Origin of the sequence: Marmoricola sp. Leaf446 (assembly GCF_001424755.1) — a bacterium.
GTDB lineage: Bacteria > Actinomycetota > Actinomycetes > Propionibacteriales > Nocardioidaceae > Marmoricola.
In genome coordinates this window covers 1,583,925-1,608,042 of sequence record NZ_LMRF01000001.1, presented here as the reverse complement: position 1 = coordinate 1,608,042, position 24,118 = coordinate 1,583,925, and the positions used below count along the sequence as shown (strand labels likewise).

At 75.5% G+C, this 24,118-nt stretch carries 24 protein-coding genes and 1 pseudogene; 8 read left to right on the top strand and 17 right to left on the bottom strand.

Features of this window, described 5'->3' with window-relative positions; genetic code table 11:
• The 4 genes and pseudogenes from ASG49_RS07660 to ASG49_RS07645 form a co-directional block, all read right to left on the bottom strand.
• Positions 1–549 (bottom strand): annotated as a pseudogene (locus ASG49_RS07660) (hypothetical protein); the annotation flags it as partial.
• Positions 550–795: 246 nt separating this feature from the next.
• Entirely contained in the window at positions 796–3,819 is a 3,024-nt protein-coding gene (locus tag ASG49_RS07655; RefSeq protein WP_056539146.1) for an AAA family ATPase, read from the bottom strand.
• Positions 3,816–4,976 (bottom strand): exonuclease SbcCD subunit D, encoded by a 1,161-nt coding sequence (locus ASG49_RS07650; protein WP_056539143.1) that lies wholly within the window; start codon positions 4,974–4,976, stop codon positions 3,816–3,818. The genes ASG49_RS07655 and ASG49_RS07650 overlap by 4 nt, the downstream gene beginning before the upstream one ends.
• Positions 4,977–5,045: 69 nt before the next feature.
• Positions 5,046–5,882 (bottom strand): formate dehydrogenase accessory sulfurtransferase FdhD, encoded by an 837-nt coding sequence (locus tag ASG49_RS07645; protein ID WP_235561945.1) that lies wholly within the window; start codon positions 5,880–5,882, stop codon positions 5,046–5,048.
• A gap of 99 nt (positions 5,883–5,981) precedes the next feature.
• On the opposite strand from ASG49_RS07645, the gene ASG49_RS07640 reads away from it, so the two are divergent.
• The gene (locus ASG49_RS07640; RefSeq protein WP_056539141.1) at positions 5,982–6,740 is read left to right on the top strand and encodes a hypothetical protein; all 759 of its coding nucleotides are present in this window, start codon (positions 5,982–5,984) and stop codon (positions 6,738–6,740) included.
• A 27-nt stretch (positions 6,741–6,767) separates the two neighbouring features.
• Here ASG49_RS07640 and ASG49_RS07635 read toward each other — a convergent pair whose 3' ends face one another.
• The 4 genes from ASG49_RS07635 to ASG49_RS07620 form a co-directional block, all read right to left on the bottom strand.
• The gene (locus ASG49_RS07635) at positions 6,768–7,778 is read right to left on the bottom strand and encodes an aldo/keto reductase family protein (RefSeq protein WP_056539139.1); all 1,011 of its coding nucleotides are present in this window, start codon (positions 7,776–7,778) and stop codon (positions 6,768–6,770) included.
• 41 nt (positions 7,779–7,819) lie between these two features.
• Entirely contained in the window at positions 7,820–8,533 is a 714-nt protein-coding gene (locus ASG49_RS07630; protein ID WP_056539135.1) for a peptidylprolyl isomerase, read from the bottom strand.
• Between the two features lie 43 nt (positions 8,534–8,576).
• Complete coding sequence (locus ASG49_RS07625) at positions 8,577–9,431, bottom strand: SDR family oxidoreductase (RefSeq protein WP_056539132.1); 855 nt, start codon at positions 9,429–9,431, stop codon at positions 8,577–8,579.
• A gap of 150 nt (positions 9,432–9,581) precedes the next feature.
• On the bottom strand, positions 9,582–9,950 hold the full coding sequence (locus tag ASG49_RS07620; protein WP_056539130.1) for a hypothetical protein: 369 nt from the start codon (positions 9,948–9,950) through the stop codon (positions 9,582–9,584).
• 86 nt (positions 9,951–10,036) lie between these two features.
• Here ASG49_RS07620 and ASG49_RS07615 point away from each other — a divergent pair, with 86 nt between their 5' ends.
• The 4 genes from ASG49_RS07615 (at position 10,037) to ASG49_RS07600 (ending at position 13,036) form a co-directional block, all read left to right on the top strand.
• Positions 10,037–10,435 (top strand): hypothetical protein, encoded by a 399-nt coding sequence (locus tag ASG49_RS07615; RefSeq protein ID WP_056539128.1) that lies wholly within the window; start codon positions 10,037–10,039, stop codon positions 10,433–10,435.
• A gap of 187 nt (positions 10,436–10,622) precedes the next feature.
• Positions 10,623–11,327 (top strand): ANTAR domain-containing protein, encoded by a 705-nt coding sequence (locus ASG49_RS07610; RefSeq protein WP_056539125.1) that lies wholly within the window; start codon positions 10,623–10,625, stop codon positions 11,325–11,327.
• A gap of 137 nt (positions 11,328–11,464) precedes the next feature.
• On the top strand, positions 11,465–12,676 hold the full coding sequence (gene fdhA / locus ASG49_RS07605) for a formaldehyde dehydrogenase, glutathione-independent (RefSeq protein WP_056539121.1): 1,212 nt from the start codon (positions 11,465–11,467) through the stop codon (positions 12,674–12,676).
• A gap of 30 nt (positions 12,677–12,706) precedes the next feature.
• Positions 12,707–13,036: a TraR/DksA C4-type zinc finger protein gene (locus ASG49_RS07600; RefSeq protein WP_056539118.1), complete on the top strand. Its 330-nt coding sequence runs from the start codon at positions 12,707–12,709 to the stop codon at positions 13,034–13,036.
• A 118-nt stretch (positions 13,037–13,154) separates the two neighbouring features.
• On the opposite strand, the gene ASG49_RS07595 is transcribed toward ASG49_RS07600, so the two are convergent.
• The 3 genes from ASG49_RS07595 to ASG49_RS07585 are packed head-to-tail and all read right to left on the bottom strand — an operon-like array spanning position 13,155 to position 16,015.
• Positions 13,155–14,429 (bottom strand): competence/damage-inducible protein A, encoded by a 1,275-nt coding sequence (locus ASG49_RS07595; RefSeq protein WP_056539115.1) that lies wholly within the window; start codon positions 14,427–14,429, stop codon positions 13,155–13,157.
• Between the two features lie 9 nt (positions 14,430–14,438).
• A complete protein-coding gene (locus ASG49_RS07590; RefSeq protein ID WP_056539112.1) occupies positions 14,439–15,542 on the bottom strand; it encodes a hypothetical protein in 1,104 nt (367 codons plus the stop codon).
• A complete protein-coding gene (locus ASG49_RS07585; RefSeq protein WP_200936222.1) occupies positions 15,539–16,015 on the bottom strand; it encodes an MOSC domain-containing protein in 477 nt (158 codons plus the stop codon). The genes ASG49_RS07590 and ASG49_RS07585 overlap by 4 nt, the downstream gene beginning before the upstream one ends.
• Positions 16,016–16,077: 62 nt before the next feature.
• Here ASG49_RS07585 and rraA point away from each other — a divergent pair, with 62 nt between their 5' ends.
• Positions 16,078–16,566, top strand: coding sequence for a ribonuclease E activity regulator RraA (gene rraA, locus ASG49_RS07580; protein ID WP_056539108.1), 489 nt, complete (start codon positions 16,078–16,080; stop codon positions 16,564–16,566).
• Positions 16,567–16,600: 34 nt separating this feature from the next.
• Positions 16,601–17,308, top strand: a complete 708-nt coding sequence (locus ASG49_RS07575) for a CDP-alcohol phosphatidyltransferase family protein (RefSeq protein ID WP_056539105.1) — start codon at positions 16,601–16,603, stop codon at positions 17,306–17,308.
• On the opposite strand, the gene ASG49_RS07570 is transcribed toward ASG49_RS07575, so the two are convergent.
• The 5 genes from ASG49_RS07570 to ASG49_RS07550 are packed head-to-tail and all read right to left on the bottom strand — an operon-like array spanning position 17,305 to position 22,256.
• Entirely contained in the window at positions 17,305–18,798 is a 1,494-nt protein-coding gene (locus ASG49_RS07570; RefSeq protein ID WP_056539102.1) for an NAD(P)/FAD-dependent oxidoreductase, read from the bottom strand. The two genes, ASG49_RS07575 and ASG49_RS07570, sit on opposite strands and share 4 nt — an antisense overlap.
• On the bottom strand, positions 18,795–19,919 hold the full coding sequence (locus tag ASG49_RS07565; RefSeq protein WP_056539097.1) for a glycosyltransferase family 2 protein: 1,125 nt from the start codon (positions 19,917–19,919) through the stop codon (positions 18,795–18,797). Before ASG49_RS07565 ends, ASG49_RS07570 begins: the two co-directional genes overlap by 4 nt.
• Complete coding sequence (locus tag ASG49_RS07560; RefSeq protein ID WP_200936221.1) at positions 19,916–20,734, bottom strand: carotenoid biosynthesis protein; 819 nt, start codon at positions 20,732–20,734, stop codon at positions 19,916–19,918. The genes ASG49_RS07565 and ASG49_RS07560 overlap by 4 nt, the downstream gene beginning before the upstream one ends.
• On the bottom strand, positions 20,731–21,417 hold the full coding sequence (locus ASG49_RS07555) for a hypothetical protein (protein ID WP_056539094.1): 687 nt from the start codon (positions 21,415–21,417) through the stop codon (positions 20,731–20,733). The genes ASG49_RS07560 and ASG49_RS07555 overlap by 4 nt, the downstream gene beginning before the upstream one ends.
• Positions 21,414–22,256, bottom strand: a complete 843-nt coding sequence (locus ASG49_RS07550) for a YhjD/YihY/BrkB family envelope integrity protein (RefSeq protein WP_056539090.1) — start codon at positions 22,254–22,256, stop codon at positions 21,414–21,416. Before ASG49_RS07550 ends, ASG49_RS07555 begins: the two co-directional genes overlap by 4 nt.
• A 122-nt stretch (positions 22,257–22,378) precedes the next feature.
• Between ASG49_RS07550 and ASG49_RS07545 the strand changes: the two genes are divergently transcribed.
• On the top strand, positions 22,379–22,819 hold the full coding sequence (locus tag ASG49_RS07545) for a DUF2695 domain-containing protein (protein ID WP_056539087.1): 441 nt from the start codon (positions 22,379–22,381) through the stop codon (positions 22,817–22,819).
• 41 nt (positions 22,820–22,860) lie between these two features.
• Here ASG49_RS07545 and ASG49_RS07540 read toward each other — a convergent pair.
• The coding region (locus tag ASG49_RS07540) for a hypothetical protein (protein WP_200936220.1) at positions 22,861–24,118 on the bottom strand (1,258 nt) is incomplete at its 5' end.

Genomic DNA, 24,118 nt, shown 5'->3' with positions numbered 1-24,118 from the left:
GCGTCGGATGGCGGACCCGGCGTCGAGCCGGTAGCCGATGGCCCGGGCCCTCGCGGCGGCCTCCCGGTCACCCAGGGTGGCGAGGCGGTCGGCGAGCTCGGTGTCGACCTGGCCGCGGTGCTCCGCGGCGAGGAACGCGGTCTCGCGGACCACGAGGGTGGCGCGCCACTCGCTGATCTCGCCGCGGGTGAGCAGGTCCAGGGTGCGGGGCATCTCCCGGACCAGCGCCCGGGCCAGCCCGAGGTCGCGCGACCCGCGGCGGGGGCTGCTACGTCGCGCCAGGGCGACCTCGGCGGCCAGGCCCCGGCCGCGCTGGGAGACGGGAACGCCCTGGGCCGCTTCGCTGGCGGTGCGGGCGCGGATCAGGGTGTCGGTGACGCGGGCCTGGGCGGCAGCGACCGCGCCCTTGAGCTGCTCGAGGGAGGCGATCAGCGAGATGTGGTCTGCTTCGGTGTCGCCGTGGCCGGTGAGAGTGGCGAGCTGCTCGCGCACGCGGTCGAGGTCGGCGGCGGTGGGGGCCGTCGAGCCCGGGACCAGGATGTCGAACATGTGTGCGATTCTAGTCGCGGGGTCTGACAGGGTCGAGGGCGTTCGCGTGACCTGTGGACGAAGGCCTCGAGGACCCTTCGAGACGCGCTCGTCCTCGCGCTCCTCAGAGCGGCACGGTCGCCGAGCCACCTCCTCGACCACCCGGTCAGACCGTTGGGGCCCCCGACCTGTGCCCGACGACCTGCTCGCTACCCAGGCTCCTCGCGACCACCGCTGCGACGAGCCGACGTGCCGGGACCTGGCCGGTCAGCCGACGTCGAGGACGGGGCGGAGCGAGGAGCCGTGCCGGGCCTTGGTGACCTCGAGCTGGCTCGGCACGCGGGTGCGGAGCTCGGCGACGTGGCTGACCAGGCCGACGACGCGGCCGCCGTCGCGCAGCTGGTCGAGGGTGTCCATGACGCCGTCGAGGGTCTCGGCGTCCAGCGACCCGAAGCCCTCGTCGATGAACAGCGTGTCGAGCGAGGTGCCACCGGCCTCGTGGCTGACCGTGTCGGCCAGCCCGAGCGCCAGCGCCAGGGAGACCACGAAGGTCTCGCCGCCCGACAGGGTCGCCGGGTCGCGCCGCGTGCCGCTCCAGTCGTCGCGCACCCGCAGGCTCAGGCCGCCCCGACGCTCGCCGGCGCCCTTCTCGTCGACCTGCTCCAGGGTGAACCGCTGGTCGGTCATCGCCGCGAGACGCTCGTTGGCCGCGGCGACGACCTGGCGCAGCCGCTCGGAGAGGACGTACGCCGAGAGCCGCATCCGCCACCGGTTGTCCAGGCTCGTCCCCTCGACCAGCGACGCCAGCCGGGCCGTCACCTGGTGGGACCGCCGGACGGGCTCCCACGTCGCCAGTGCCTGGTCGAGCGACGTGCGGAGCTCCTCGAGCCGGTCGCAGCGTCCCACGGCGTGACGACGGGCGGCCACGACGTGGTCGCGCACCCGCTCGGCGTGGTCGACCTCGCGCCCCAGCTCGGTGACGTCGCGAGCGGGTGCGGCGACCGCGGCCCGGACGTCGGCGTCGGCCAGCACGCCCTCGGCCTCGGCGCGGGTCCGCTCCTGTCGCAGCAACCGCTCCGCGACCTCGGCCACGCGGTCGTCGGACAGGAGCGCCTCGCCCACGGCGGCGCCGTCGGCGAAGCCGGCCTCGGTCGCCGCCTCCCGGGCCTCGGCCCTGACCGCCTCGAGCGATGCGGCGGCCCGGTGGTGCTCCTCCGCGGCCGAGGTCGCGGCCACGAGCGTCCGCACCCCGGCCTCGAGGTGCGCGACGAGGGCGGCCACGTCGGACCCGGCGGCGTCGTGCCGACCCAGCCAGTCGTCGAGGTCGGTGGCGAGGTGCTCGACCCGGTCGCGGCACTGGTCGCGCTCGCGGTCGCGTTCCGCGACGCGCACCTCGAGCGACGCCACGTCGGCGGTCAGCCGGGTGAGCGCGGCCTGGCGGTCGTCGCGGCCGGCGTCGAGCGAGCCGAGCGCCCGGGCGGCGTCCCGGCTGGCACGGTGCCGGGACGTGGCGTCGGCGAGGTCGGTGCGGCACGCCGCCACCGGACGGCCGCCGCTGGTCGTGGCGAGGGAGGTCAGGCGGGCCGACAGCGTCGCGACCGACTCGGCGAGGGCCTGGCGGGTGAAGTCGGCGGTCTCGTGGGTCTGTCGCGCGGACTCCTCGTCGGCGCGGCTGACCGTGGAGGTCGCGCGGGCGGGGGAGGGGTGGTCGGCGCTGCCGCAGACCGGGCACGAGCAGCCGACGGCCAGCCCGGTGGCGAGCTCGGCCGCCATCCCGGAGATGCGCTGCTCGCGCAGGTCGAGGTAGCGCTCGCGCAGGTCCTGCGCGGCGGCCGTGGCGGCGGCCAGCCGGTCGCGGGCTGCCGCGAGCTCGGCGGTGACCTCGTCGTGCTCCTCGGCGGCGGCCAGGACGCGCGCGGCCCCGGCCTCCGCGGCGGCGTCGGTCTCCAGGGAGGCCGCGACGACCTCGAGGTCGCGACGGGTCGCCTCCTGCTCGGCGGCGGTGCGCTCGGCCTCCTCGAGACGGACCTGGGCCCGTGCGTGCTCGGCGCGGGTGCGCTCGCACCGCGCGGACAGGTCGACGAGCCGGTCCCGCGCGACCCGCAGCTCCTGCTCCTGGGGGAGCCGGGCCCGCGCCTGGGCGGCAGCCTGACGCCACTCGTCCGTGGCCGCGGCGAGGTGGGAGGGGGTGGGCTCCTGCGTGCGGTCGCCGAGCAGCGCGGTCGCCGCCGCGCGGTGCCGCTCCGCGGACCTGGTCGCCCGCTCGGTCTCGCGACCGGCCGCACCGACCCGGCGCAGCAGGGGCAGCAGCGGCTCGGCCCGACGGTGGCCGGCAAGAGCGGCGCGGTCGGCGTCGGCGGCGGTGCGCCCCGTCTCCAGCGCCGCCAGCTGCTGCTCGGCCCGGGACGCGCGAGCCCGGTGGGAGGCGGCCGTGCGCTCGACGTCGAGCGACTGCCGGGCCGCCCGGGCGGCGGCGTCGACCGCGGCGAGCCGCTCGCCCTGGGCCCGCGCCGCCACGGCCAGCCCGGCACCCACGTCGGCGAGCCAGGACCGGAGCGAGCCGGCCTCGACCAGCCCGGCCACGGCCTCGAGGTCGTCGAGGGCCCAGTCGTCGGGCACGGCGACCTCGGTCGCCTCCTCGACCCGTCCGAGCAGGTCGCGCACCGCGTCGTGGCCCCGCGTCGACTCGCGCCGCAGGACGGTGCGTCGCTCCACCAGCCACCGCTCGACGTCCTCGAAGCGGCGGGTGCGGAAGAGCCGCTGCAGCACGTCGTGGCGCTCGGCGGACCCGGCGCGCAGGAAGGCCTGGAAGCGCCCCTGCGGCAGCATCGCGACCTGGGTGAACTGCCCGACCGTCATCCCCAGCAGGTCGGTCACGAGCAGCCCGGCCTCGTCGAGACGGGTGGTCAGGGCCGTCCAGGTGCCCTCGCGCAGCTCCTCGGCCACGACGTGGGCCTGGATCCGCCGGGTGCCCTCGCCGCGGCGCCGCGGCCGGTCCCACGCGGGGGAGCGGGTGGTGCGGAAGGTGCGGCCCCCCACGCTGAAGCGCAGCACCACGCGCGGCTCGGCGTCGGCGCCAGCCTGGTCGCTGCGCAGGTGGCGCGCGCTGTGGCGGTCGCCGGGCACCTCGCCGTAGAGGCCGAAGCAGACCGCGTCGAGGACGCTGGTCTTGCCGGCCCCGGTGGCGCCGGTGAGCAGGAACAGGCCCGCGTCGGAGAGCGCGTCGAAGTCCACGACGGCCGTGTCCACGAACGGGCCGAACGCGGTCACCTCGAGCTCGTGGAGCCTCACGACGCACCTGCCTCGCGCACCAGGTCGCGGTCGTCGCCACAGCACTCGAACGCCTCGCGCAGCAGTGCGGACTCCTCGCCGCTCGCGGCCTCGCCCCGGACGTGGTCGACGAAGTCGAGCGCGACTGCGTGGGCGGACCGGCCCGCCACCGGCGTGCGCAACACCGGCTGCTCACCGCCCTCGGGGGCGAAGCGCAGCGCCAGGGCGTGGGGGAACCGGGCCCGCAGCCGCTCCATCGCCCGCACGGGGCGGCGCGCGTCGGTCAGCGTGGCCTGGACCCACGACCCCTCGTGGGCGGCAAGAGCCGGGTCGAGCAGCAGCTGCTCGATCGTGCCGGAGAGCTGGGCCAGCGAGCGCGCGACCGGGGCGTCGACGAACTCGCACGCCTCCACCCCGCTCGCCCCCAGCTCGACCAGCCAGCTGCCCTTGCGGTGGCGGGCCTCCGAGAAGGAGTAGGCGATCGGCGACCCGCTGTAGCGGACGGAGTCGGTCAGGGTCGCGCGGCCGTGGAGGTGGCCCAGGGCGACGTAGTCGAGGTCGGAGAACAGCTCGGCCGCCACCGAGGAGACGCCGCCCACGGCGATGTCGCGCTCGCTGTCGCTCGGCTCGCCCCCGGTCACGAACGCGTGCGCGAGCACCACCGAGCGGGTGCCCGGCGAGCGGGTCGCGAGGTCGGCGCGCACCCGGCCCAGCGCGTGGCCCAGCGCCGCCGCGTGCGAGCGGGTCGGCAGCGCCCAGGCCACCCGGGCCACGTCGGGGTCGAGGTAGGGCAGCCCGTGGACGGCGACCGGCCCGTGCTCGTCCTCCAGGAGCACGGGCTCGCCGACCCGGTCGAGCGAGGTGCGCAGGTGGACGCCCGCCAGGTCGACCAGCCGGGAGTTGAACCCCAGGCGGCGGGCGGAGTCGTGGTTGCCGCTGGTCACCACGACCCGGGCGCCGGTGGCGGCGAGGCGGTGGAAGGCCTCGTCGGCCAGCGCCACGGCGTCGACGGAGGGGAGCGCGCGGTCGTAGACGTCCCCCGACACGAGGACGGCGTCGACGCGCTGCTCCACCACGGTCTCGACGAGGTGGTCGACGTGGGCGGCCTGCGCCGCGATCAGCCCCTCCCCGTGGAAGGACCGGCCGAGGTGCCAGTCGGAGGTGTGGAGCAGCCGCATGGCTCCACGCTAGGAGCGAGCACCGACAGCCTCCGGCACCCACGCCGGGGCGGGCGGTCCGAGGTCGGCTCAGTCGGTGATGCGGTCGGCCCCGGCGTACGCCACGAAGCGCTGTCCGCGGGTGAACCCGACCAGCACGAGGTCGGCCTCGCGGGCCAGGGAGACCGCCAACGAGGTGGGCGCCCCGACCGCGACGAGCGCGCCGACACCGGAGACGACGGCCTTCTGCACCAGCTCGAAGCCGATCCGGCCGCTGAGCACCAGCACCGGCGGCACGGAGGCACGACCCAGGATCCGGGACCCGATCGCCTTGTCGACGGCGTTGTGGCGGCCGACGTCCTCGCGGACGACCACCGCCGTGCCGTCGGCCTCGAACAGCCCGGCCGCGTGGATGCCGCCGGTGCGCTCGAAGCCCGGCTGCTCCTCGCGGAGCCGGTCGGGTAGGCCCAGGACGGTGGCGACGGACAGCGAGACCGGCGGCACCGCCTCGGCGCGCGACAGGACGTCGTGCACGGTGTCGGTCCCGCAGACGCCGCAGGCCGACGAGACCATCCGGGCCGCGGGCAGGGTGCGCGGCTGCGTGGCGAGGTCGACCGTGACGACGTTGAACTCCTCGAGGTCGCCCAGCGTCTCGTCGGTGCAGTAGCGGACGGCGCGGACCTCCTCGGGCACGGTGACGCCCTCGTGCACCAGCCAGCCGGCCGCGAGCTCGAAGTCGTGGCCGGGCGTGCGCATGGTCACCGCGACGCGCTGCGCCGGGGCCCCGGGCCAGCCGACGCGGAGCTCGAGCGGCTCCTCGGTCACGACGCGGTCCTCGTGGACCAGCCGGGCGCCGTCGCGGAACTCGGTGACGCGGTCGCGGACCGAGGGTCCGGGACGTCGGCGGCGCTGGCCCAGGATGCTCACCCCCCGACTCTAGAACGGTGCCGAAGCCGCGGGTGCCGCGTGGCGCCTACGGTGGGCCCCATGGTGGAACCATGCGGGCGGTCGGTGCGTCCCAGGGTCATGAGGCACCTCCTGGCCCCGACCGGCACCGCCGTCGCGCTCGCGCTGCTCCTCGGCTGCGGCTCGACCACCTCCGACGACACGGGGTCCGCCGGGTCCGAGCCGGGGTCCCCTTCGGCCTCGCCGACCGCTGCGTCGGCCTCGTCCAAGGTGGGGGAGTGCGCGGCGGACGCAGCGGCCGTGCAGGACGCCACCCGGCTGACCTCCACCGACCTGGACGGCGACGGCAGCCCCGACGACGTGCGGGTGACCGCGGCGGACGCGGCCGGCTGCCCCAGCACGGTCTTCGCCCGGGTGGGTGAGGGCTTCCTGGTCGCGCCCCGCCTCGACGGGCCGGCCGTGACCTCGGCCTCCGCCGTGCGGCTGCCGGGTACCGACGCCGACCTGCTCGTCACGCAGCAGCAGCACCCGCGCGGCGGCACCCAGACGAGGGTGTACGCCGCAGCCGACGGGGCGCTTGCCGAGCTGCAGGACCCCGACGGCAACCCGGTGGTGCCGTTCGTCGCCACCGACACCCCGCCCGCGCCGGTCTCGGTGACCTGCACCGACGACGGGATCGCGGTGACCGAGGCGGTCGCCCACGAGCCGGCGGGCGTGATCTTCACCTGGGACGTCCGCCGCACGACGTACGCCGTCACCGACGGTCGCGCCGAGCGCACCGGCCAGGAGGAGGTCGCCGACAACGTGCTGCCGGGCCAGCTCCGGGGGCGGTTCCCGGAGCTGGCCCGTGCGGAGGTGCTGGCGGACTGCCGGCCGTGACGGGCCGACGGTCCGGTCGGGCGGGGGTCAGGCCAGGCGCTGCTTGGGCATGCCCTCCGCGGTCTTCGCGCCGTCGGTCTCGGGCAGGTCGCCCAGGACCTCGTCGATGCGGGTCATCAGCTCGGCGGGGATCCTCACCCCGGCCGCGCGGACGTTCTCGGTGACCTGCTCGGGACGCGAGGCCCCGACGAGCGCCGCGGCGACGTTGTCGTTCTGGAGCACCCAGGCGACGGCCAGCTGGGCCATGCTCAGGTCGAGCTCGTCGGCGACCGGCTGCAGGTCCTGCACCCGGGTGAGGGTGTCGTCGTTCATGAACCGCTTGATCATGTCGGCGCCGCCCTTCTCGTCGGCGGCGCGGGAGCCCTCGGGCGGGGCCTGGCCGGGCTTGTACTTGCCGGTGAGCACGCCCTGCGCGATCGGCGACCAGACGATCTGCGAGATGCCGAGGTCGCGGCTGGTGGGGACCACCTCGTCCTCGATGACGCGCCACAGCATGGAGTACTGCGGCTGCGAGGAGATCAGCTGGACGCCGAGCTCCTTGGCCAGTGCGTGGCCCTCGCGGAGCTGCTCGGCGGTCCACTCGCTGACGCCGATGTAGAGCGCCTTGCCCTGGCGGACGACGTCGGCGAAGGCCTGCATCGTCTCCTCGAGCGGGGTCTCGGTGTCGTAGCGGTGGGCCTGATAGAGGTCGACGTAGTCGGTCTGCAGCCGCGTCAACGACGCCTCGATCGACTCCAGGATGTGCTTGCGCGACAGCCCGGTGTCGTTCTTGCCGCGCGGACCGGTCGGGAAGTAGACCTTGGTGAAGATCTCGAGCGACTCGCGACGCTCGCCCTTGAGCGCCTCGCCCAGCACCGTCTCGGCGGCGGTGTTGGCGTAGACGTCGGCGGTGTCGAAGGTGCTGATGCCCTCGTCGAGCGCGGCGCGCACGCACTGCGTGGCGACGTCGTTCTCGACCTGGGAGCCGTGGGTGAGCCAGTTGCCGTAGGTGATCTCGGAGATCTTCAGGCCGGAGTGGCCGAGGTAGCGGAATTCCATGACCTCGACCCTACGACCGGCCCCACGCCGGGACCGACGGGCTACTTCACCGACTCGATGGTCACCGACTGCTTCGGTGCCGTCCCGTCGGCGGCGATGCCCTGGGCTGCGACCTTCTCGACCACGTCGACGCCGGCGGCGCTCATCCGTCCGAAGGGCGTGTACGCCGCAGGCAGGGGCGAGTCGGCGTAGACGAGGAAGAACTGCGACCCGTTGGTGTCCGGCCCGGCGTTGGCCATCGCGACCGTGCCCGCGGGGTAGGTGCAGACCTCGGTGCCCGACGCCTGGTCGACCTGGCCCAGGCAGGGCTGCAGCCGGGGGTCGTTCTCCACGGGCTCGTCGGCGAACGAGTAGCCGGGGCCGCCCTGACCGGTGCCGCTCGGGTCGCCGCACTGCAGCACGTTCAGGCCTCCGGTGGTGAGCCGGTGGCACGGGGTGTCGTCGAAGTAGCCCTGGTCGGCCAGCGAGAGGAAGGAGTTGACCGTGCAGGGCGCCTTGTCGGGGTCCAGGCTCACCTTGACGTCGCCGCGGTCGGTCGCGATGGTCACCTGCGAGGCCTCGTCGGCCGGCGGGTCGGCCGGGGGCTTGTCCACCGTCCTGGTCTCGACGGGGGAGGCGGAGTCGGGGTAGGAGCACTGCCCCTCGTCGGCCGAGCTGGGGGTCGTGGTCTCCTCGCTCCCGCATCCGGCGAGGACGGCGAGCGCGAGGAGCAGCGGGGCGGACAGGGCGGCGAGCGAGCGGCGTGGGGAAGTCATCGCCGCGGATGGTAGCCACCGACCCTGAGAGGCCGGTGGAGCCTCAGCCGCGGACGCCCCGCGGGCCCAGCCCGAACCGGCGGGCCACCACGCGCTCGACCACCCTGCCCGGCAGCACGCGTCGCACCAGGTGCACGGCGGGCGCTCCGCTCCCCACGGCGTACGTCGGAGCAGGTGGGTCGGCCTCCACGGCCCGCAGCACGGTGGCCGCCACCCGGTCGGCGGCGACCCCGTCGCGCTCGGCGGCGTCGAGCCGATGCAGCATTTGCCGCAGCCCGGCGGCGTACGGGCCGGTCTCCCGGGAGTGCACGGTGCGACGCCCGCTGATCCCGGTGGCCACCGACCCCGGCTCGACGGTCGTCAGCCAGACGCCGTGCGGGCTCAGCTCGAAGCGCGCCGCCTCCGCGAAGCCCTTGATCGCCGCCTTGGTGGCGACGTAGGAGGAGCGGTAGGCCAGCGGGAAGGTCGCCAGCATCGAGCCGACCATCACCACCCGCCCATGTCCGCGCTCCCGCATGCCCGGCAGCAGCAGCTGGGTGAGGTGCACCGGCCCGAGCACGTTGACGCGGAACAAGTGCTCGAGCGCGGCGAGCGGCAGCTCCTCCAGGGCCCCGCACTGCGACTCCCCGGCGTTGTTGACGAGCACGTCGACCTCCACGCCCTCGGCCAGCAGGTCGGCGCCGAAGCACCCGACGGCGTCGAGGTCGTCCAGGTCGAGCGCGCGGTACTCCACCCCCGGCACCCGGTCACGCGCCGGGAGCCGGTCAGGGTCGCGGCTGGTGCCGAGGACGCGGTGGCCGCGCTCGACCAGGAGCCGGGCGACGGCGAGACCGATGCCGGAGGAGGCGCCGGTGACCAGGGCGGTGGGCCGCGCAGACGACGTCGAGGAGGGACTCATGTGGCGAACGCTAGGGGCCGGGGCGTCCTGGCCCCTAGCATGCGAGCCATGGGAAGAATCCTGCTGATCATCGTCGTCGTGCTCGTCGTCGCGTTCCTGGTGCGGATGCTGCTGGCCCGCAAGCGCTGACCGCAGGCGCCGGCCGGGGCGCTAGCGCGAACGCAGCGCGCGACGGTCGGCGACCAGTGCCGCGGTGTTGAGCGCCGCCCAGCCGAGCGTCACGCCCAGGACCTTGCCCTGGACCTTGGAGTCGTGGGTGCCGGTGGCCAGGATCGCGGCGTCGGAGAGGTCGCCCAGGATCCGCAGCACCATCATCGCGGTGACCACCGACGGGTTGGACGACGCGAGCGCCACGCCCGAGATCGACAGGTCACGCCCGGCGTAGGTGTAGGCCATCCGGTCGTACGCCGGTGCCTGCAGCGCCGGCGCCTCGATGCCGTCCGCGAGGTGGCGCGGCTTGGCGAGGGCGAAGGCGCCGTACGCCGCGGTCAGGGACGAGAGCAGCTTGGAGTACCTCATGGGCAGAACCTACGCAGCCCCTGGGCGCCCCGGGCTCACCTGCCCGGGTGGCGTCGTCGTGCGAGCACACCTGCGAGGGTGAGGAGGTGACCCCGGCCCGCTTCGACTTCGCCTTCACCCGCCCCTACCGCCTCGTCGCGCTGCCGCTCGGCATCACGCCGCGTACGACGTCGGTCCGGCTGGTCGAGGAGCGGCTCGAGGTTCGCTTCGGCCCCTGGTCCCTGCGTACGCGGCTCGCCAACGTCACGGGCTGGGAGGAGACCGGCGACTTCGCCTTCCTCAAGACCGTGGGCCCGCCCCACCTGTCCTTCAGCGACCGTGGCATCACCTTCGCCACCAACGGCGACCGCGCGCTGTGCCTGCAGCTGGCCGCTCCGGTGCCTGGGATCGAGCCGACCGGGAGGCTGCGGCACCCGGGCGTGACGCTGACGGTCGCCGACCCGGCTGCCCTCGCCGCCGCCCTCGCGTCGGCCCACGCCGACTGACGGAGACCTTACGGCGTAAACGACATTTGCCCACGAGTCGTCCGGAGCGTCGGCCCCTGCTTCACACGCGCCTCGGGGACAGGGCAGAATCTGCTCGGGGCAGCCCGCTCGCACCTTGGTGCCGGCGGGCTGATCGGTCCGGAAGTGCGGCCTCCCGGCACGCGAGGTCAGTGGACGAGAGGCAGCAGTGAGCACGAAGGGCAGCGGCGGGACGACCGCCGAGACGCTGGGCCGGTGGGCCTACGACTTCGCCACCGGGCAGTGGACGTTCGACGAGGACCTCCGCGCGATGTGGGACATCGGCCTGGAGGAGCACGGCGACGTGGCTGACGTCCTCGGGCACCTGCACCCCGACGACCGCGAGGCGATCAGCGCCACGGTGCAGCGGTCGGTGGACGAGGGCGTCGCCATGTCGGGCCAGGCCAGGCTGTCCACCTTCTCCCGCGGCGAGCGGGTCTTCGCGTTCCTCGGTGACGTCCTCCACGACGACGACGGCCTACCGGTCTCCCTCGACGGCTGGTCGATCGACGTCACCGCCGAGGTCCGCACCGTGACCCGCGACGCCGTCGACGGCGCCACGCGGCACCGACGTGCCATCGAGCAGGTCAAGGGTGCGCTGATGGCCAGCTACCGCATCGACGAGGTCACCGCCTTCGCGATCCTGCGCAAGCAGTCCAACGGCTTCAACGTCAAGATCAACGACCTGGCCGAGCACGTCTCCCGCGCGATGACGGCCGGCACCGCACGGGACGGCCAGGTGCCGCCGATGATGGAGCTGGTCGAGGCCGTGGCGCGACGCCTGCGGCGCGCGGCGACGCGCGCCTCCGACCGACCGGTCGAGCCGGCCCCCGACGCTCCGGGCGACGGCATCGAGGACAGCGTCGCCAACTAGCGCGTCCGACGGCGGCAGCCCCCGGGCGGTCTTGTCGGCCCAGGGTGGGGATGCTTGTGTGGTGACGTCGCGTGACGTCCGTCACGCGCGTCCGACCTGCCGCTCCTGCTGGCGGGGAGCAGATGGGAAGTGTGCACATGTCCGGAAACCGTGTGGTCGTCTACAAGGGCCCCGGGGAGGTCGCCGTCGAGTCGGTGGACTACCCCAAGCTGGAGATCCCCAAGGAGGTCGCGGACCACTTCGGCATCAAGCAGGCCGCCCCGCACGCGGTGATCCTCAAGCTGGTCACCACCAACATCTGCGGGTCCGACCAGCACATGGTGCGGGGCCGCACGACGGCCCCGGTCGGCCAGTCGCTGGGCCACGAGATCACCGGTGAGGTGGTCGAGGTCGGCGACGACGTGCTCTTCGTCAAGGAGGGCGACATCTGCTCGGTGCCGTTCAACATCGCCTGCGGCCGCTGCCGGATGTGCTTCGAGGGCAAGACCGGCATCTGCCTCAACGTCAACCCGGCCCGCGCGGGCGCGGCGTACGGCTACGTCGACATGGGCGGCTGGGTCGGTGGCCAGGCGGAGTACGTCCTGATCCCGTACGCCGACTTCAACCTGCTGCGCTTCCCCGACCGCGACCAGGCGCTGGAGAAGATCCTCGACCTGACGATGCTCTCCGACATCTTCCCGACGGGCTACCACGGTGCCTACACGGCCGGCGTGACCACCGGCTCCACCGTCTACGTCGCGGGTGCTGGGCCGGTCGGTCTCGCGGCCGCCCACGCGGCCCAGCTGCTGGGCGCGTCCGTGGTGATCGTGGGCGACATGAACGCCGACCGCCTCACCCAGGCGCAGAGCTTCGGCTGCGAGACCGTCGACCTGAGCCAGGGTGCGAGCCTGCCCGACCTGATCGAGCAGGTCCTCGGCGAGCCCGAGGTGGACGCCGCCGTCGACGCCGTCGGCTTCGAGGCCCGCGGTCACGGGGAGGGCGCTGCGGAGGCGCCGGCGACCGTGCTCAACGACATCATGACGATCTCCCGCGCCGGTGCCTCGCTCGGCATCCCGGGCCTCTACGTCACCGGCGACCCCGGCGCCGTCGACGACGCCGCCAAGGAGGGTCAGATCGGGGTCAAGCTCGGCCTCGGCTGGGCCAAGTCGCACGCCTTCGTCACCGGCCAGTGCCCGGTGAAGAAGTACAACCGCCAGCTGATGAACCTCATCCTGGCCGACAAGGCGCACGTCGCGAAGGCCGTCAACGCCCAGACCATCGGTCTCGACGACGCCCCCCGCGGCTACCAGGAGTTCGACGCCGGCGCCGCCACCAAGTACGTCATCGACCCGCACGGCATGGTCGCCTGAGGACTCGCGGGGGTCCGTAGGCTCGCGCCCGTGGACCCCCGCGACCTCCTCGCCGCCGAGCGGGCGGAGACGCTCGCCCGGCTGGCGGCGCTCCGCGAGGACTTCGCGGGCGTCGTCGACGCCAGCCGGGACACCAACGCCGACGACGAGCACGACCCCGAGGGCCACACCATCGCCTTCGAGCGCTCGCAGACCGGGGCGCTCGTGCGCCAGGCCGAGCACCACCTCGCCGAGGTCGACGCGGCGGTCGCCAGGCTCGACGCCGGCGCCTACGGCCGCTGCGAGGTGTGCGGCGGGCCCATCGCCCCGGCCCGCCTCGAGGCCCGTCCCACCGCCCGTCGCTGCGTCGCGCACGCCTGACCCACGGCGGCGCGACCTCGGAGACGCGCGGACACAAGTCCCGCACGAGAGCCGCGAACCCGGACAGAACGGCCGCCGCGGCGTACTTGTGTCCGCGCGTCTCCGTTCCGGCGGCCCGTCAGGATGGGCCGGCGAGCAGCTCGCGGAGCAGGTGGAGGGCGACGACGACGGTGCGCTCGCGTACGGCGGCCCGGTCGCCGCCGAGCTGCACGCGGAGCGGGAGCACCGCGTCGGCGGTGGTCACGCAGAGGTGGACGAGGCCGACCGGCTTGTCGGGCGTGCCGCCGCCGGGGCCGGCCACGCCGGTGATGCCGACGCCGACGTCGGTGCCGAGCCGGGCGCGGGCGCCGTCGGCCATCGCCCGGGCGACCTCGGCGCTGACCGCCCCGACGGTGTCGAGGAGCTCTTCGGGCACGTCCAGCAGGTCGTGCTTGATCTCGTCGGCGTAGGTCACCAGCCCACCCAGGAGGTACGCCGAGGAGCCGGGCCGGTCGGCGAGACGACCCGCCAGCAGCCCGGCCGTGCAGGACTCCGCCGTGCCGATGGTCCAGCCCCGCTCGAGCAAGCCGGTGGCGACCAGCTCGTCGACCGTCTCGCCGTCGGGCGAGAACAGCGTGTCGGGGAAGTCGGCCCGGAGCACGGCCAGCAGCGCCTCCTGGGCGGGCGCGGCGGCGGGGGAGAAGCGGGAGACGACCTCGAGCTCGCCCTGGCGCAGGCAGGTGGTGACCTCGAGGCCGGCCAGCTCGTCGTCGTGGCGGCGCAGCGTCGCGGCGAGCTCGGACTCGGGGGTGCCCCACAGCCGGATCGTCGCCTGCCGCAGCTCCTCGCGGCCGGCCAGCGCGCGCTGCACGTGGTCGTCGGCGAGGGCGTCCTGCCACATCCCCTGCAGCTCGGGCGGCGGCCCGGGCAGCACCACGACCGGGGCGCCCTGGCCGGACGCGGCTGGCACCACCAGACCGGGGGCGGTGCCGACGGGGGCGAGCACGCTGGCGCCCTCGGGCACCATCGCCTGCTTGCGCACCCCGGCGGCCGTGGCCTCGGGGTCGCGGCGCCAGCCACGGCCGGCGGAGAGCCGCTCCACGATCGCGGCGATCTCGGTCTCCAGCTCCGGCACCAGGCGCGGGGTCCGGCCCTGGACCGCGGCCACCACCTCGGCGGTGAGGTCGTCGGCGGTGGGACCGAGGCCGCCGGTCGTCAGCACCAGGTCGTGCCGTGCGAGCAGCAGCTCCAGCGCCGAGCGGAGGTCGTCGGGGCGGTCGCCGACGACCACGACCTGGCCCACGTCGACGCCGCGACGGCGCAGCTCCTCGGCCAGCCACGGACCGTTGCGGTCGGTCACCCGGCCGGTCAGGACCTCGGTGCCGGTGACGACGATGCCTGCGCGCGCGACCATGCCGCGATCCTAGGCAGGGCCCCCCGCGGCGCCGAGCAGGGCGCGGACCTCCGCGGACGCCCAGAACGGCGCGAGCCGCTCGCGCACCGCGTGCTCCAGGACCCCGGACTCGCGGGCGGCGTCGAGGACCGGCGGCGCCAGCGTGCGGACCAGGTCGACGAGGTGGTCGCGTCCCACCCCCAGGTCGTCGAGGAGCGTGGCGAGGTCGGTGGTGGCGTGCTCGGCGAGGAAGCGCGCCACGGTGGCACCCACCAGCCGGTCCGCAAGAGCCGCGCCGGCCTCGCGGTCCAGCAGTCCGTCGAGGACGGCGCGGCCCCGGGTGGCGAGGTCGACGACGTCGTCCTCGCCGACGACGGCGACCAGCTCGCCGACCGGCCTGCCGGCCTGCAGGTCGAACAGCTCGAGGGCCACCTCGTGGAGCACGGCGTCGGTGACGACCTCGCGCACGATGGCCGTCGTACGCCGCATCGTGAACTGCGCGCCCGCCCCCACGGCGTCGCCGAGCAGCTTGTCGAGCTGGTAGTCGCCCACCCCGACCTTGCCGACCCGCGACACCGCACCGCTGCCGAGGGAGAGCAGCGAGGAGACGCCGGGCACCTTCTCGGCGCGCGAGCGCTGCTGGGTGAGGACGTCGGTCACGATGCGGCTCACCAGCCGAGCGGTGAGCTGCGCGGTGGCGGGGCTCTCCACCAGCCCGTCGAGGACGCGGTCGCGGACCTCGTGCATCGCGACCACCCGCTGCACCAGCGCCTCGACGTCGGCGCGGTCGACGACCTCGCCCAGCGTCGCCTCCTCCGCCAGCAGGGTGCGGTGCACCTCGCCGGCCTCGGGCTCGGTCAGGCCGAGCACCACCGGGCTGGTCACGACGTCGCGGGCCAGCCGCTGCGCCACGGCGACCAGGTCGTCGTGGGCCACGACGTCTCCCAGCCGCAGCGTGGCCGCCACCTCGAGCACCCGGTCGACGTCCTCGGCGACGACGGCGGCGAACCGCTCGCCGGTCAGCTCGCCCAGCGCCCAGGCGACCTGGGCGTCGAGCAGGCGGTCGGCCAGGTCGGCGGAGGCAGCTGTCTCGGTCGCGGGGTGGGTCGCGCGGTCGGTCGCGGGGTCGGTCACCGGGCCAGCATGACGGGTAGGTCGACGCGGTCGCCCACCCGGATCGTGCCGCCGTGCAGTACCCGCAGCACCGCCCCACCGCGGCGGCGCAGCGCCGTGCGGCCACCGGGGCCCAGCGAGTCCTCCATCAGGCGGCACGGGGCCGCGAGCCGCACCACCTCGAGCTCCACGTCGCCGATCCGCACCCGGGCGCCCGGCTCGGTCGGCACCTCGCCGTGGGAGAGCGTGACGTTGCGCCGGGTGCCGCCCGGGGCGACGGGGCGGCCGAGCTCGTCGGCGGCCGCGGCGAGGTCGGTGGCCGACTGCAGGCTGACGTGGCGGTGCCGGCTGCCGTGGAAGCGGTCGCCCACCAGGCCCGCGCCAGCCTCGGCCTCCACCTGCGTCACCGACCGGACCGGGGCGTGCCGCTCGGGGGCGACGTGCAGGGCGAGCACGGTGGGCCGGGGGTCGTCGGGGATGCTGGGGGCGTCCACGCGGACGAGACTAGGCAGGACCGATCAGGAGCCGCCCACGAGGCGGCCGGGGAGTGGGAGCGATGAGCGAGACCGACAGGACGCCCGAGGCGACGGCCGACCTGGTCGACCGGCACGGCGAGGCGCTGCAGTCGTGCGACCTGCAGCTGCGGCAGTACGGCGGCCGCCCGGTCTTCGGCGGCCCGATCGCCACCGTCCGGTGCCACCAGGACAACGCCCTGGTCAAGCAGGCACTCAACGAGCCGGGGGACGGCCGGGTGCTGGTCGTCGACGGCGGCGGCTCGCTGCACACCGCCCTGATGGGTGACCTGATCGCCGCCTCGGCGGTCTCGAACGGCTGGAGCGGCGTGGTCATCAACGGCCCCGTCCGCGACGTGGCCGCGCTGCGCGAGCTCGACCTCGGCGTCAAGGCGCTGGGCTCCAACCCGCGCAAGAGCGCCAAGGACGGGGTCGGCGAGCGTGACGTCGTGGTCGCCTTCGGCGGCGTCGACTTCGTGCCCGGCGCCGAGCTGGTCAGCGACGACGACGGCGTCGTGGTGCTGCCCGGCTGATGGCCCGGCTCACGACCCGGCTCACGGCGCGCTGATGTCTCGCTCCGGGCGGGAGGGCGACGAGGCGGCGTACGACCTCTGGTCGGGGCTGCACGACGGCCTGGACCCGCGGGACTCGTTCTGGGTCGCGGGCTGGGTCCGGCTGGTGCACCGCTGCGCCCGCCCGCTGGCCCGGCGTGGCACCGGCCCCGACGCGGTGACCCTCGCCGGGGTCGCGGTCTCGGCGCTGGCGCCGCTGCTCGCTGCGCTGCCCGACGCGTGGCCGCTGCTGGCCCTCGTCGCGGTACTGCTGGCCGCCGTCCTCGACGGGGTCGACGGCGCGCTGGCGGCGCAGACCGGGGCGGCGTCGGCGTGGGGCCGGGTGCTCGACCCGGCCGCCGACCGCGTCTCCGACCTGCTGCTGCTCGTGCTGCTGGTCGTGCTCGGTGCCCCGCTCTGGCTGGTCGCGCTGCTCGGCGCGGTGACGCTGCTGCTGGAGTCGGTGCGCTCCTCGGCCCAGGTCGCCGGCATGACCGGGCCCGGCGCGGTCACGGCGTGGGAGCGTCCGTCGCGGGTGATCGTGGCGGTGCTGGCCGTGCTGGTGCACCTCGCCGTGCTCTCCGCCCGCGCCCTCGGGGTGCAGCTGCTCCCGACGGTGGACGGGTCCGAGGTGGTGACGGTGCTGGCCGCGGTCGCGCTGGCGCTGGCGCTGGTGGGGCTCGCCGTGCTCCTGCGGGCCGTACGCCGGGCGCTGGTCGACTAGCGCGCGGCAGGCCCCACCAGATCGGCCACGATCCGCGCCGACATCACCACCAGCGGCAGCCCGCCGCCGGGGTGCGAGGACCCGCCCACCAGGAACAGGCCCGGCACGGGTGAGCGGTTGGCCGGGCGCAGGAACGCCGCCCGGGCACCGTTGCTCGAGGTGCCGTAGATCGAGCCGCCGGCGGTCAGCGTGCGCCGTTCGAGCTCCGCGGGCGTCAGCACGGTCCGGTGGGTGACGCGCCTCCGGACGTCGAGGCCGCGCTCGGCCATGACCTCGAGCACGTGGTCGGCGTGCGCCTCGGCCAGGCCGGGGGAGTCCCAGTCGACCCCGCCCGCCGGGTCGTGGCGGGGTGCGTTGACCAGCACGAACCACGCGCCGGCGCGCGCGTGCGGCACCACCGCCGGGTCGTCGGGCACGCTGACGTAGACCGTCGGCCGGTGCGCGGGCCGCGGCGGTCCGTGACGGCCGAAGACGGCGTCGAACTCCGCGTCGTAGTCCTCGGCGAACAGCACCCGGTGGTGCGGCTGGTCGGGCGGTGGGTCGTCGAGCGCGAGCAGCAGCGCGAAGCCCGCCAGCGAGGGGGTCGTACGACGCAGCCGCCGGCGTCCGCGCCGACCGGCCCGCCCCGGCAGCAGCTCGCCGTAGAGCCGGGTCGCGTCCGCGTTGGCCACCACCACGTCGGCGGCGACGACCTCACCCCCCGCCAGCCGTACGCCGCGCGCCCGGCCGTCCGCGACCAGCACCTCCGCGACCCGGGCGCCGGTGCGCAGCCGACCGCCGAGCGCCTCGAGCCGGTCGGTGAGCGCGACGGCGATCCGGCCGAGGCCACCGGGGACGTACCACGAGCCGAACGCCTGCTCGGCGTACGGCACCGTCAGCAGCGCCGCCGGCGCCCGGCGCGGGTCGGAGCCGGTATAGGTGGCGTAGCGGTCCAGCAGCAGCCGCAGACGCGGGTCGGTGAGGTAGGCCGACCCCAGCCCGCGCAGCGACCGCCACGGCGCGACGGTGGCGACGTCGCGCGGGTCGCGGGCCAGCCGCAGCAGGTCGGCCGGGCCGACGGGCGACTCCAGGAACGGGCCGTGGGTGAGGTCCCAGACGCGGCCGGCGCGCTCCATCAGCGCCGCCCACTGCGCTCCGCGGCCAGGGCCCAGCGCGGCGTCCAGCGCGGCCGGCACGGCGGTCGCGTCGCCGGGCAGGTCGACCTCGGTGCCGTCGGGGAAGCGGTAGCGGCAGGCGACGTCGAGCCGCTGCACCAGCAGCACCTCCTCGAGCGGCGCGCCGGTCGCGGCGAACAGGTCGTCGAGCACGTGGGGGAGCGTCAGCAGCGACGGCCCGGTGTCGAAGGTCCACCCGTCGTGGACGTGGGTGCCGAGCTTGCCGCCCACCACGTCGGCCTGCTCCAGCACGGTCACGTCGTGGCCGGTCGCGGCCAGCCGGACGGCGGCGGCGAGCCCGCCGACGCCTGCCCCCACCACGACGACGCGGCTCACGCCCCCACCTCGACGTCGCGGCCCTTCCAGCGCAGCCGGCCGCCGCGCCGGGCCGCGAACGAGTCGGCGGTCAGGCCCGCGAGCGTGGCCACCGAGACCGGGTGCGCCAGGGCGTCGGGCCAGGCGCGACCGCCCGTGCGGCGGGCGACGAGCACGCGGGAGGCGACTCCCGCGGCGTACCCCAGGAGGCCGGTGCGCGAGCCACCGAGCGCCGCGACGGCGGGCACGACGTGGGTCAGCAGCAGGGTCCCCTGGGCCGCCGCGGCGCCGGCGGACGAGCCGAAGGCGGCCCACAGCGACTTGGTGTAGCCGCGGCGCAGCGCCGGCCAGCCGGCGTACATCCGGCAGGACGCGACGTCGGTGCCGTCGACCACGGTGCCCCGGCCGCCGACGCGCTTGAGGGCGCGGGCGACCGCGAGGTCCTCCAGCACCTCGCCGCGCACCGCGGCGTGGCCGCCGAGCCGGCGGTAGGCGGCGGCGTCGACGACGAGCAGCTGACCGTTGGCGACCGCGGTCGAGGGGCGTCGCGAGCGCTCGGCCGCGGCGAGCGGCAGCGTGCTGGCCCAGGACCACTGCAGCAGCGGCTGCACCAGGCGCTCGGCCGCCGTGCCGGCCTCCTGGCGTGGGTAGGGGCAGACCAGGTCGAGCCCGGCGGCCCGCAGCAGCGCCACGGACGCGGTCAGCGCGTGCGGCTCCACCGTGACGTCGGCGTCGACGAAGGCCAGCACCGCTGCGTCGTCCGCGAGCGCCTGCTCGGCGAGCTGGTGGCAGGCCCACGGCTTGCCCAGCCAGCCCGGGGGAGGGGGCGAGCCGGTCAGCACCTCGAGCCCGTCGTGGGTGCGGGCGAGCCGCGCCAGCACCTCGGCGGTGCCGTCGGTCGAGCCGTCGTCGAGCACGACGACCCGGGCAGGTCCGGGCCAGCGACGCGCCGCGGCCAGCAGGTGCGCGACGCACCGCTCCACCACCGCGACCTCGTCGCGCACCGGCAGCAGCACGGCGAGCGCCTCGGGGGACGGCCCGGCGGTCTCCAGCGGCACGCGCAGCCGGCGCAGGTTGTCGACCGTCAGGGCGAGCGAGGCCAGCGAGAGCACGGTGCCGGTACGCACCAGCGCGTGCGTCACCGCCGCTCCCGCAGCAGCCTGCGGGTCAGCGGCACCGCGACCACACCCATCACCAGGGCCCCGACGAGCGCGACGCTCGGCCGTCCGAAGAAGACGGCGTTGGCCATCACCGAGGAGTAGTAGGTCCAGAGGTAGACCGTCAGCGGCACGGCGTCGCGGCGCAGCGCCGGCCGCCGGTCGCGGGGCAGCACGAGGTCGAGCACCCCGGTGATGACCGCGGCGACGAGGAGCCAGCCGGCGAAGTTGGTCAGCGGGATGCCCTCGACGCCGGGCAGGTGCGGCACCGGCGAGTCCCAGGCCCAGTGGCCCGCGTCGACCATCTGCGGGTCGAGGAAGACGTCCCAGGCCGTCAGCGCCCAGGCGGCGACCGCGACGGTGGCGATCCGGCCCGGCAGGCCGCGGGGCGAGGGCACCAGGACGCGGGCGACGACCAGGGCCGGCCACGCCATCATCGTCCAGGCCAGCGGCACCAGCACGGGGACGCCGAGCACCTCGGCACCGAGCGTGCCGGTGTAGTCGTAGCCGCCGAACGGGTAGCCGGTGCTCACCCCCACCGCCTCGGCCACCAGGCCCAGGCCGCCCGCCGTGCCGAGCAGCGCCAGCGCCGTGGCGCCGCCGCGGGTCACCCAGGCGTGGGCCACCGAGGCGCCGGCCAGGAAGACCACGGCAGCGACCGTCAGCGGCAGCGTGCCGCCGCCGGTGAGCGGGAACATGACTTGCGACAGGATGCCCATCCCGGCGAGCAGCCACGGCAGCAGCCGCCGGCGCGGGGTGCCGAGGTGCAGCCGCTCGGGGTGCAGGCGTACGACGCTCACGGCGTCACCCCCCGGTGGGTCCCGGTCACCGAGGTGACGGCGAGGCGGGCGAACAGCTCCTCGGCGTACCAGCGCTCGGGCCGGGTGCGGCGCACCACGTCGCGGTGGGCGGCGCTGCCGTGGGCGTAGCGCACCACGTCGGCGGGGGAGTCCCACAGCGAGAAGGTGCCCTGCAGCGCCACCGGCGCCTCGCCGATGCCGAGCGCCAGCCGCAGGCCGGCGGCGTCGTGCAGGTCGGGCACGACCGGTGGCACCGCGCGCCAGAACGACACCGCGCGGCTGGGTCGCAGCCGGGCGCGGGTCAGCACCGCCACCGGCCCGTCGTACACCGCGGCGTCGGGCGCGGGCGCGAAGGGCTCCCGGCCCGACCACCGGCCGCGGCTGGCCAGGGGGCGCATCCGCACCACCAGCTGCTCGCGGCTCGCCGCCGTCCAGTCCGCGACCAGCTCACGGTGGCCGCGCGGGGTGGCGTCGAGGTCGGTGCCGTCGTCCCAGACGCTCAGCAGGCCCCAGTGGTGCGGGTCGGCGTCGCCGGGGGTGAAGGTGCGGCCGTGGCCGGTGCCGAGCAGCTTGGCGAACCGCAGCCCCGGGACGCTGCGGAGGCGACGGCGGCCCGTGGCCATCCGCAGCAGCGCCGGACCGGTGCGGTCGGTGCCCCACAGGCGGAGCTCGACGACGCTCACGACGCCACCGCCCGACCAACCCGGTCGTCGAGCACGCGCGTCGTGGTCCACCCCACCAGCAGGAAGACGTGGAGGACGTAGAGCCACAGCCCGACGGCCACGACCCCGCCGACCACGCCCAGGCCGGCGAAGGGCAGGCCGACGTCGATCGGGATGGAGAGGAACAGCCAGAACCCCTGCAGGAACCCTGCCAGGAACGAGCCCGTGGCCAGGCCACCGAGGACGGCCACCCACCAGCGCGGGCGGCCCGGCGCGACGGCGCGGAAGACCCAGGTCAGCACCACCGCCAGGGCCAGCCAGGTGGCGGTGAACCCCAGCAGGACCCGCAGCACCAGGTCGCCGGCACCGCCGCCCCCGCCCTCGGGGGAGAGCGGTCGCAGGGCCTGGCCCACGGCGAACCAGGCCCAGGCCAGGAGCGGCACCGCCACGACGGTCGCGGTCATGGCGAGCCGGGCGCGCCAGCCGGTCCAGGAGTCCTCGCGGGGCTCGACGGCCAGGCAGGCGCGGCGGACGCCCTCGCCGTAGAAGGAGGCGGGGAACAGCAGCACCAGGGCCCCGAGCAGGCCGACGCCGGTGCCGGCGGCGACCAGGGCGTCGTACGGCGTGCGACCGCCCATGTCGGGCGGCACCAGCACGTCGAGGCGGCCGAGCCGGTCGGCGGCGCCGGCGTCGCCGTACCACCAGGTCTGGGTCCAGACGCCCACCAGCAGCCACGGCACGACGGCGATCCCGGAGAAGTAGGTGAGGGTCGCGGACGCCGCGGCGAGGTCACGACCCGAGAGCGTGCGACGCACCCCCGCGACCAGCTCGCGGACCTCCGCCGACCAGGTCGCCCTCACCCGAGCGGGGGTGTGGGGGCGACGGACATGTCGGGCCTGTACCCGGTCGCCCACGATGCGGACCCACCCGGGAGGGTGACCGGGCCCACCCTGTTGTCGGTGCTCCCCGGTAGACCTGTCCCGTGGTGGACGACGCGTCCGGGGCGCAGCACGTGCTCGACCCGCAGGAGGGGGAGTGCGTGCTGTGCTTCGTGGCGCGCGCCGTCGACGAGCTGGGGTGCGACGGCACCCTGCGGTGGGCCGAGCGCTTCGTCCTCGTGCGGGTGCCGCCCGCGACCGGGGTGGTGCGCCGGCTGCGGCAGGGCGCGGGGGAGTGCGACTGCACGGTGGTCGACCGGGGTCACACCCTGGTGCGCGAGCAGCTGGTGCGCGACGTCCACACCGACGAGCTGATGCTGCCCGAGCGGATGCCCCCGTGCGCCGGCGTACGACGCACGTCGGCGCGGCCGTGCCGCCACTGGCGGCGGGTCGGGGTCCGCGAGCCGTCCGACGTCGCCAGCAGGTCGCCCCGGTGCCGTGGCCGGCACGAGGGCGAGCCCACCGGACCGGTGGGCGTGCCTTGAGCGACGTCGCCAGTGGGTGGCCGGCTCCGCAGCGCAACCGGCTAGCGGTAGATGCGGCGCGCCTGTCCGAGCACGTACTCCAGGTGCGCCTTGCGGTCCGCCGCGCGGTCGTACGCCGCGCCGAGCGCCTCCGACAGCGCCGGCTGGCAGGCCTCGAGGTCCTTGGTCTGCCGGGTCTCGGCCCGCGTGACGGTGCGGTCGAGCCTGCGGATCTCGGCCCGGGCCGCCTGGAACTCGCGCTCGTTCGCCGCCAGGCGACGACGCTGGCTCGCCGTGGGCCGGTCGCCGGCCCGGTCCCGCAGCGCGAACGTCGCCGAGGCCAGGTCGTAGATGTCCTCGCCGAGCTCCTGCTGCCGCTCGAGCTCGGCCCGCACCTCCTGGTGGAAGGACGTGCGGATCTCGATGCAGGCCCGGGCGGCCGCGTCGTAGTCCTCGACCTCGGCGGCGAGGTAGCCCGTGGGGTAGCGATCCCGTGCGAAGCGGGTCGTGGCGGCGAACGCCTCGTCGTCGAAGGCGCCTCCCTCGACGGGGCCGCTGAAGCGCAACGACTCCTCGATGCTGCGCAGCACGTCGCTGTAGCCGTCGTAGTCGGAGGTGCCGGAGACGAGCTCGAAGGCCACCTTGATGCGCGAGGTCGCCGACGGCTCCTTGGTGCGATCCAGCCCGAACGGGAGCTCGGCGAACGCCTGCTGCGCCGCGGCGAGCCTGGCCAGGCGGGCCTCGCGTCCCCGGCCGAGGGAGGCGTCCCGCAGGCGCTCGCCCAGGGCGTCGAGGGCGTAGGCGACGACGCCGAGCTTGCGCTTGGTGGTCACCTCGTCGTCCTCGGTCGTGGGCATGTTGTAGACGGCCGTGTAGCCGTAGAGGTGGACGTAGGCCAGCAGCCGGGCCTCGGCGACGGTCTTGCCCCGAGCACGCTCCACCGACTCCGCCAGCGACGACACGGTCGGGTCGCTGAGCCGCCACGACTGGCGCCAGAGGGTGTCGAGCGCGAAGAGGCCGTAGCTGGGGTTGTTCTCCGGCATCTTGTTCGCGATCCGGTTGCGGTAGCGCGCCCCGCGGGCTGCTGCGAGGGTGGTCGCGTCCTCGAGGTCGGCGACGGTCTGCTCGATGGAGGCCCGCCACCGGTCGACCTGGGCCAGGAGGAACCGCTGCGACTGCCGGCCGTAGCTGCCGGTGTCCAGGCGTTCGAGCGCACCGCGGTACGTCTCGACCACCGCCAGGTCCTCGCGCGTGTTCTTCAGCAGGTCCTTGCGGAGCTGCGCGACGTCGTCGGACTCGGCGATGTAGTCCAGGTAGTCC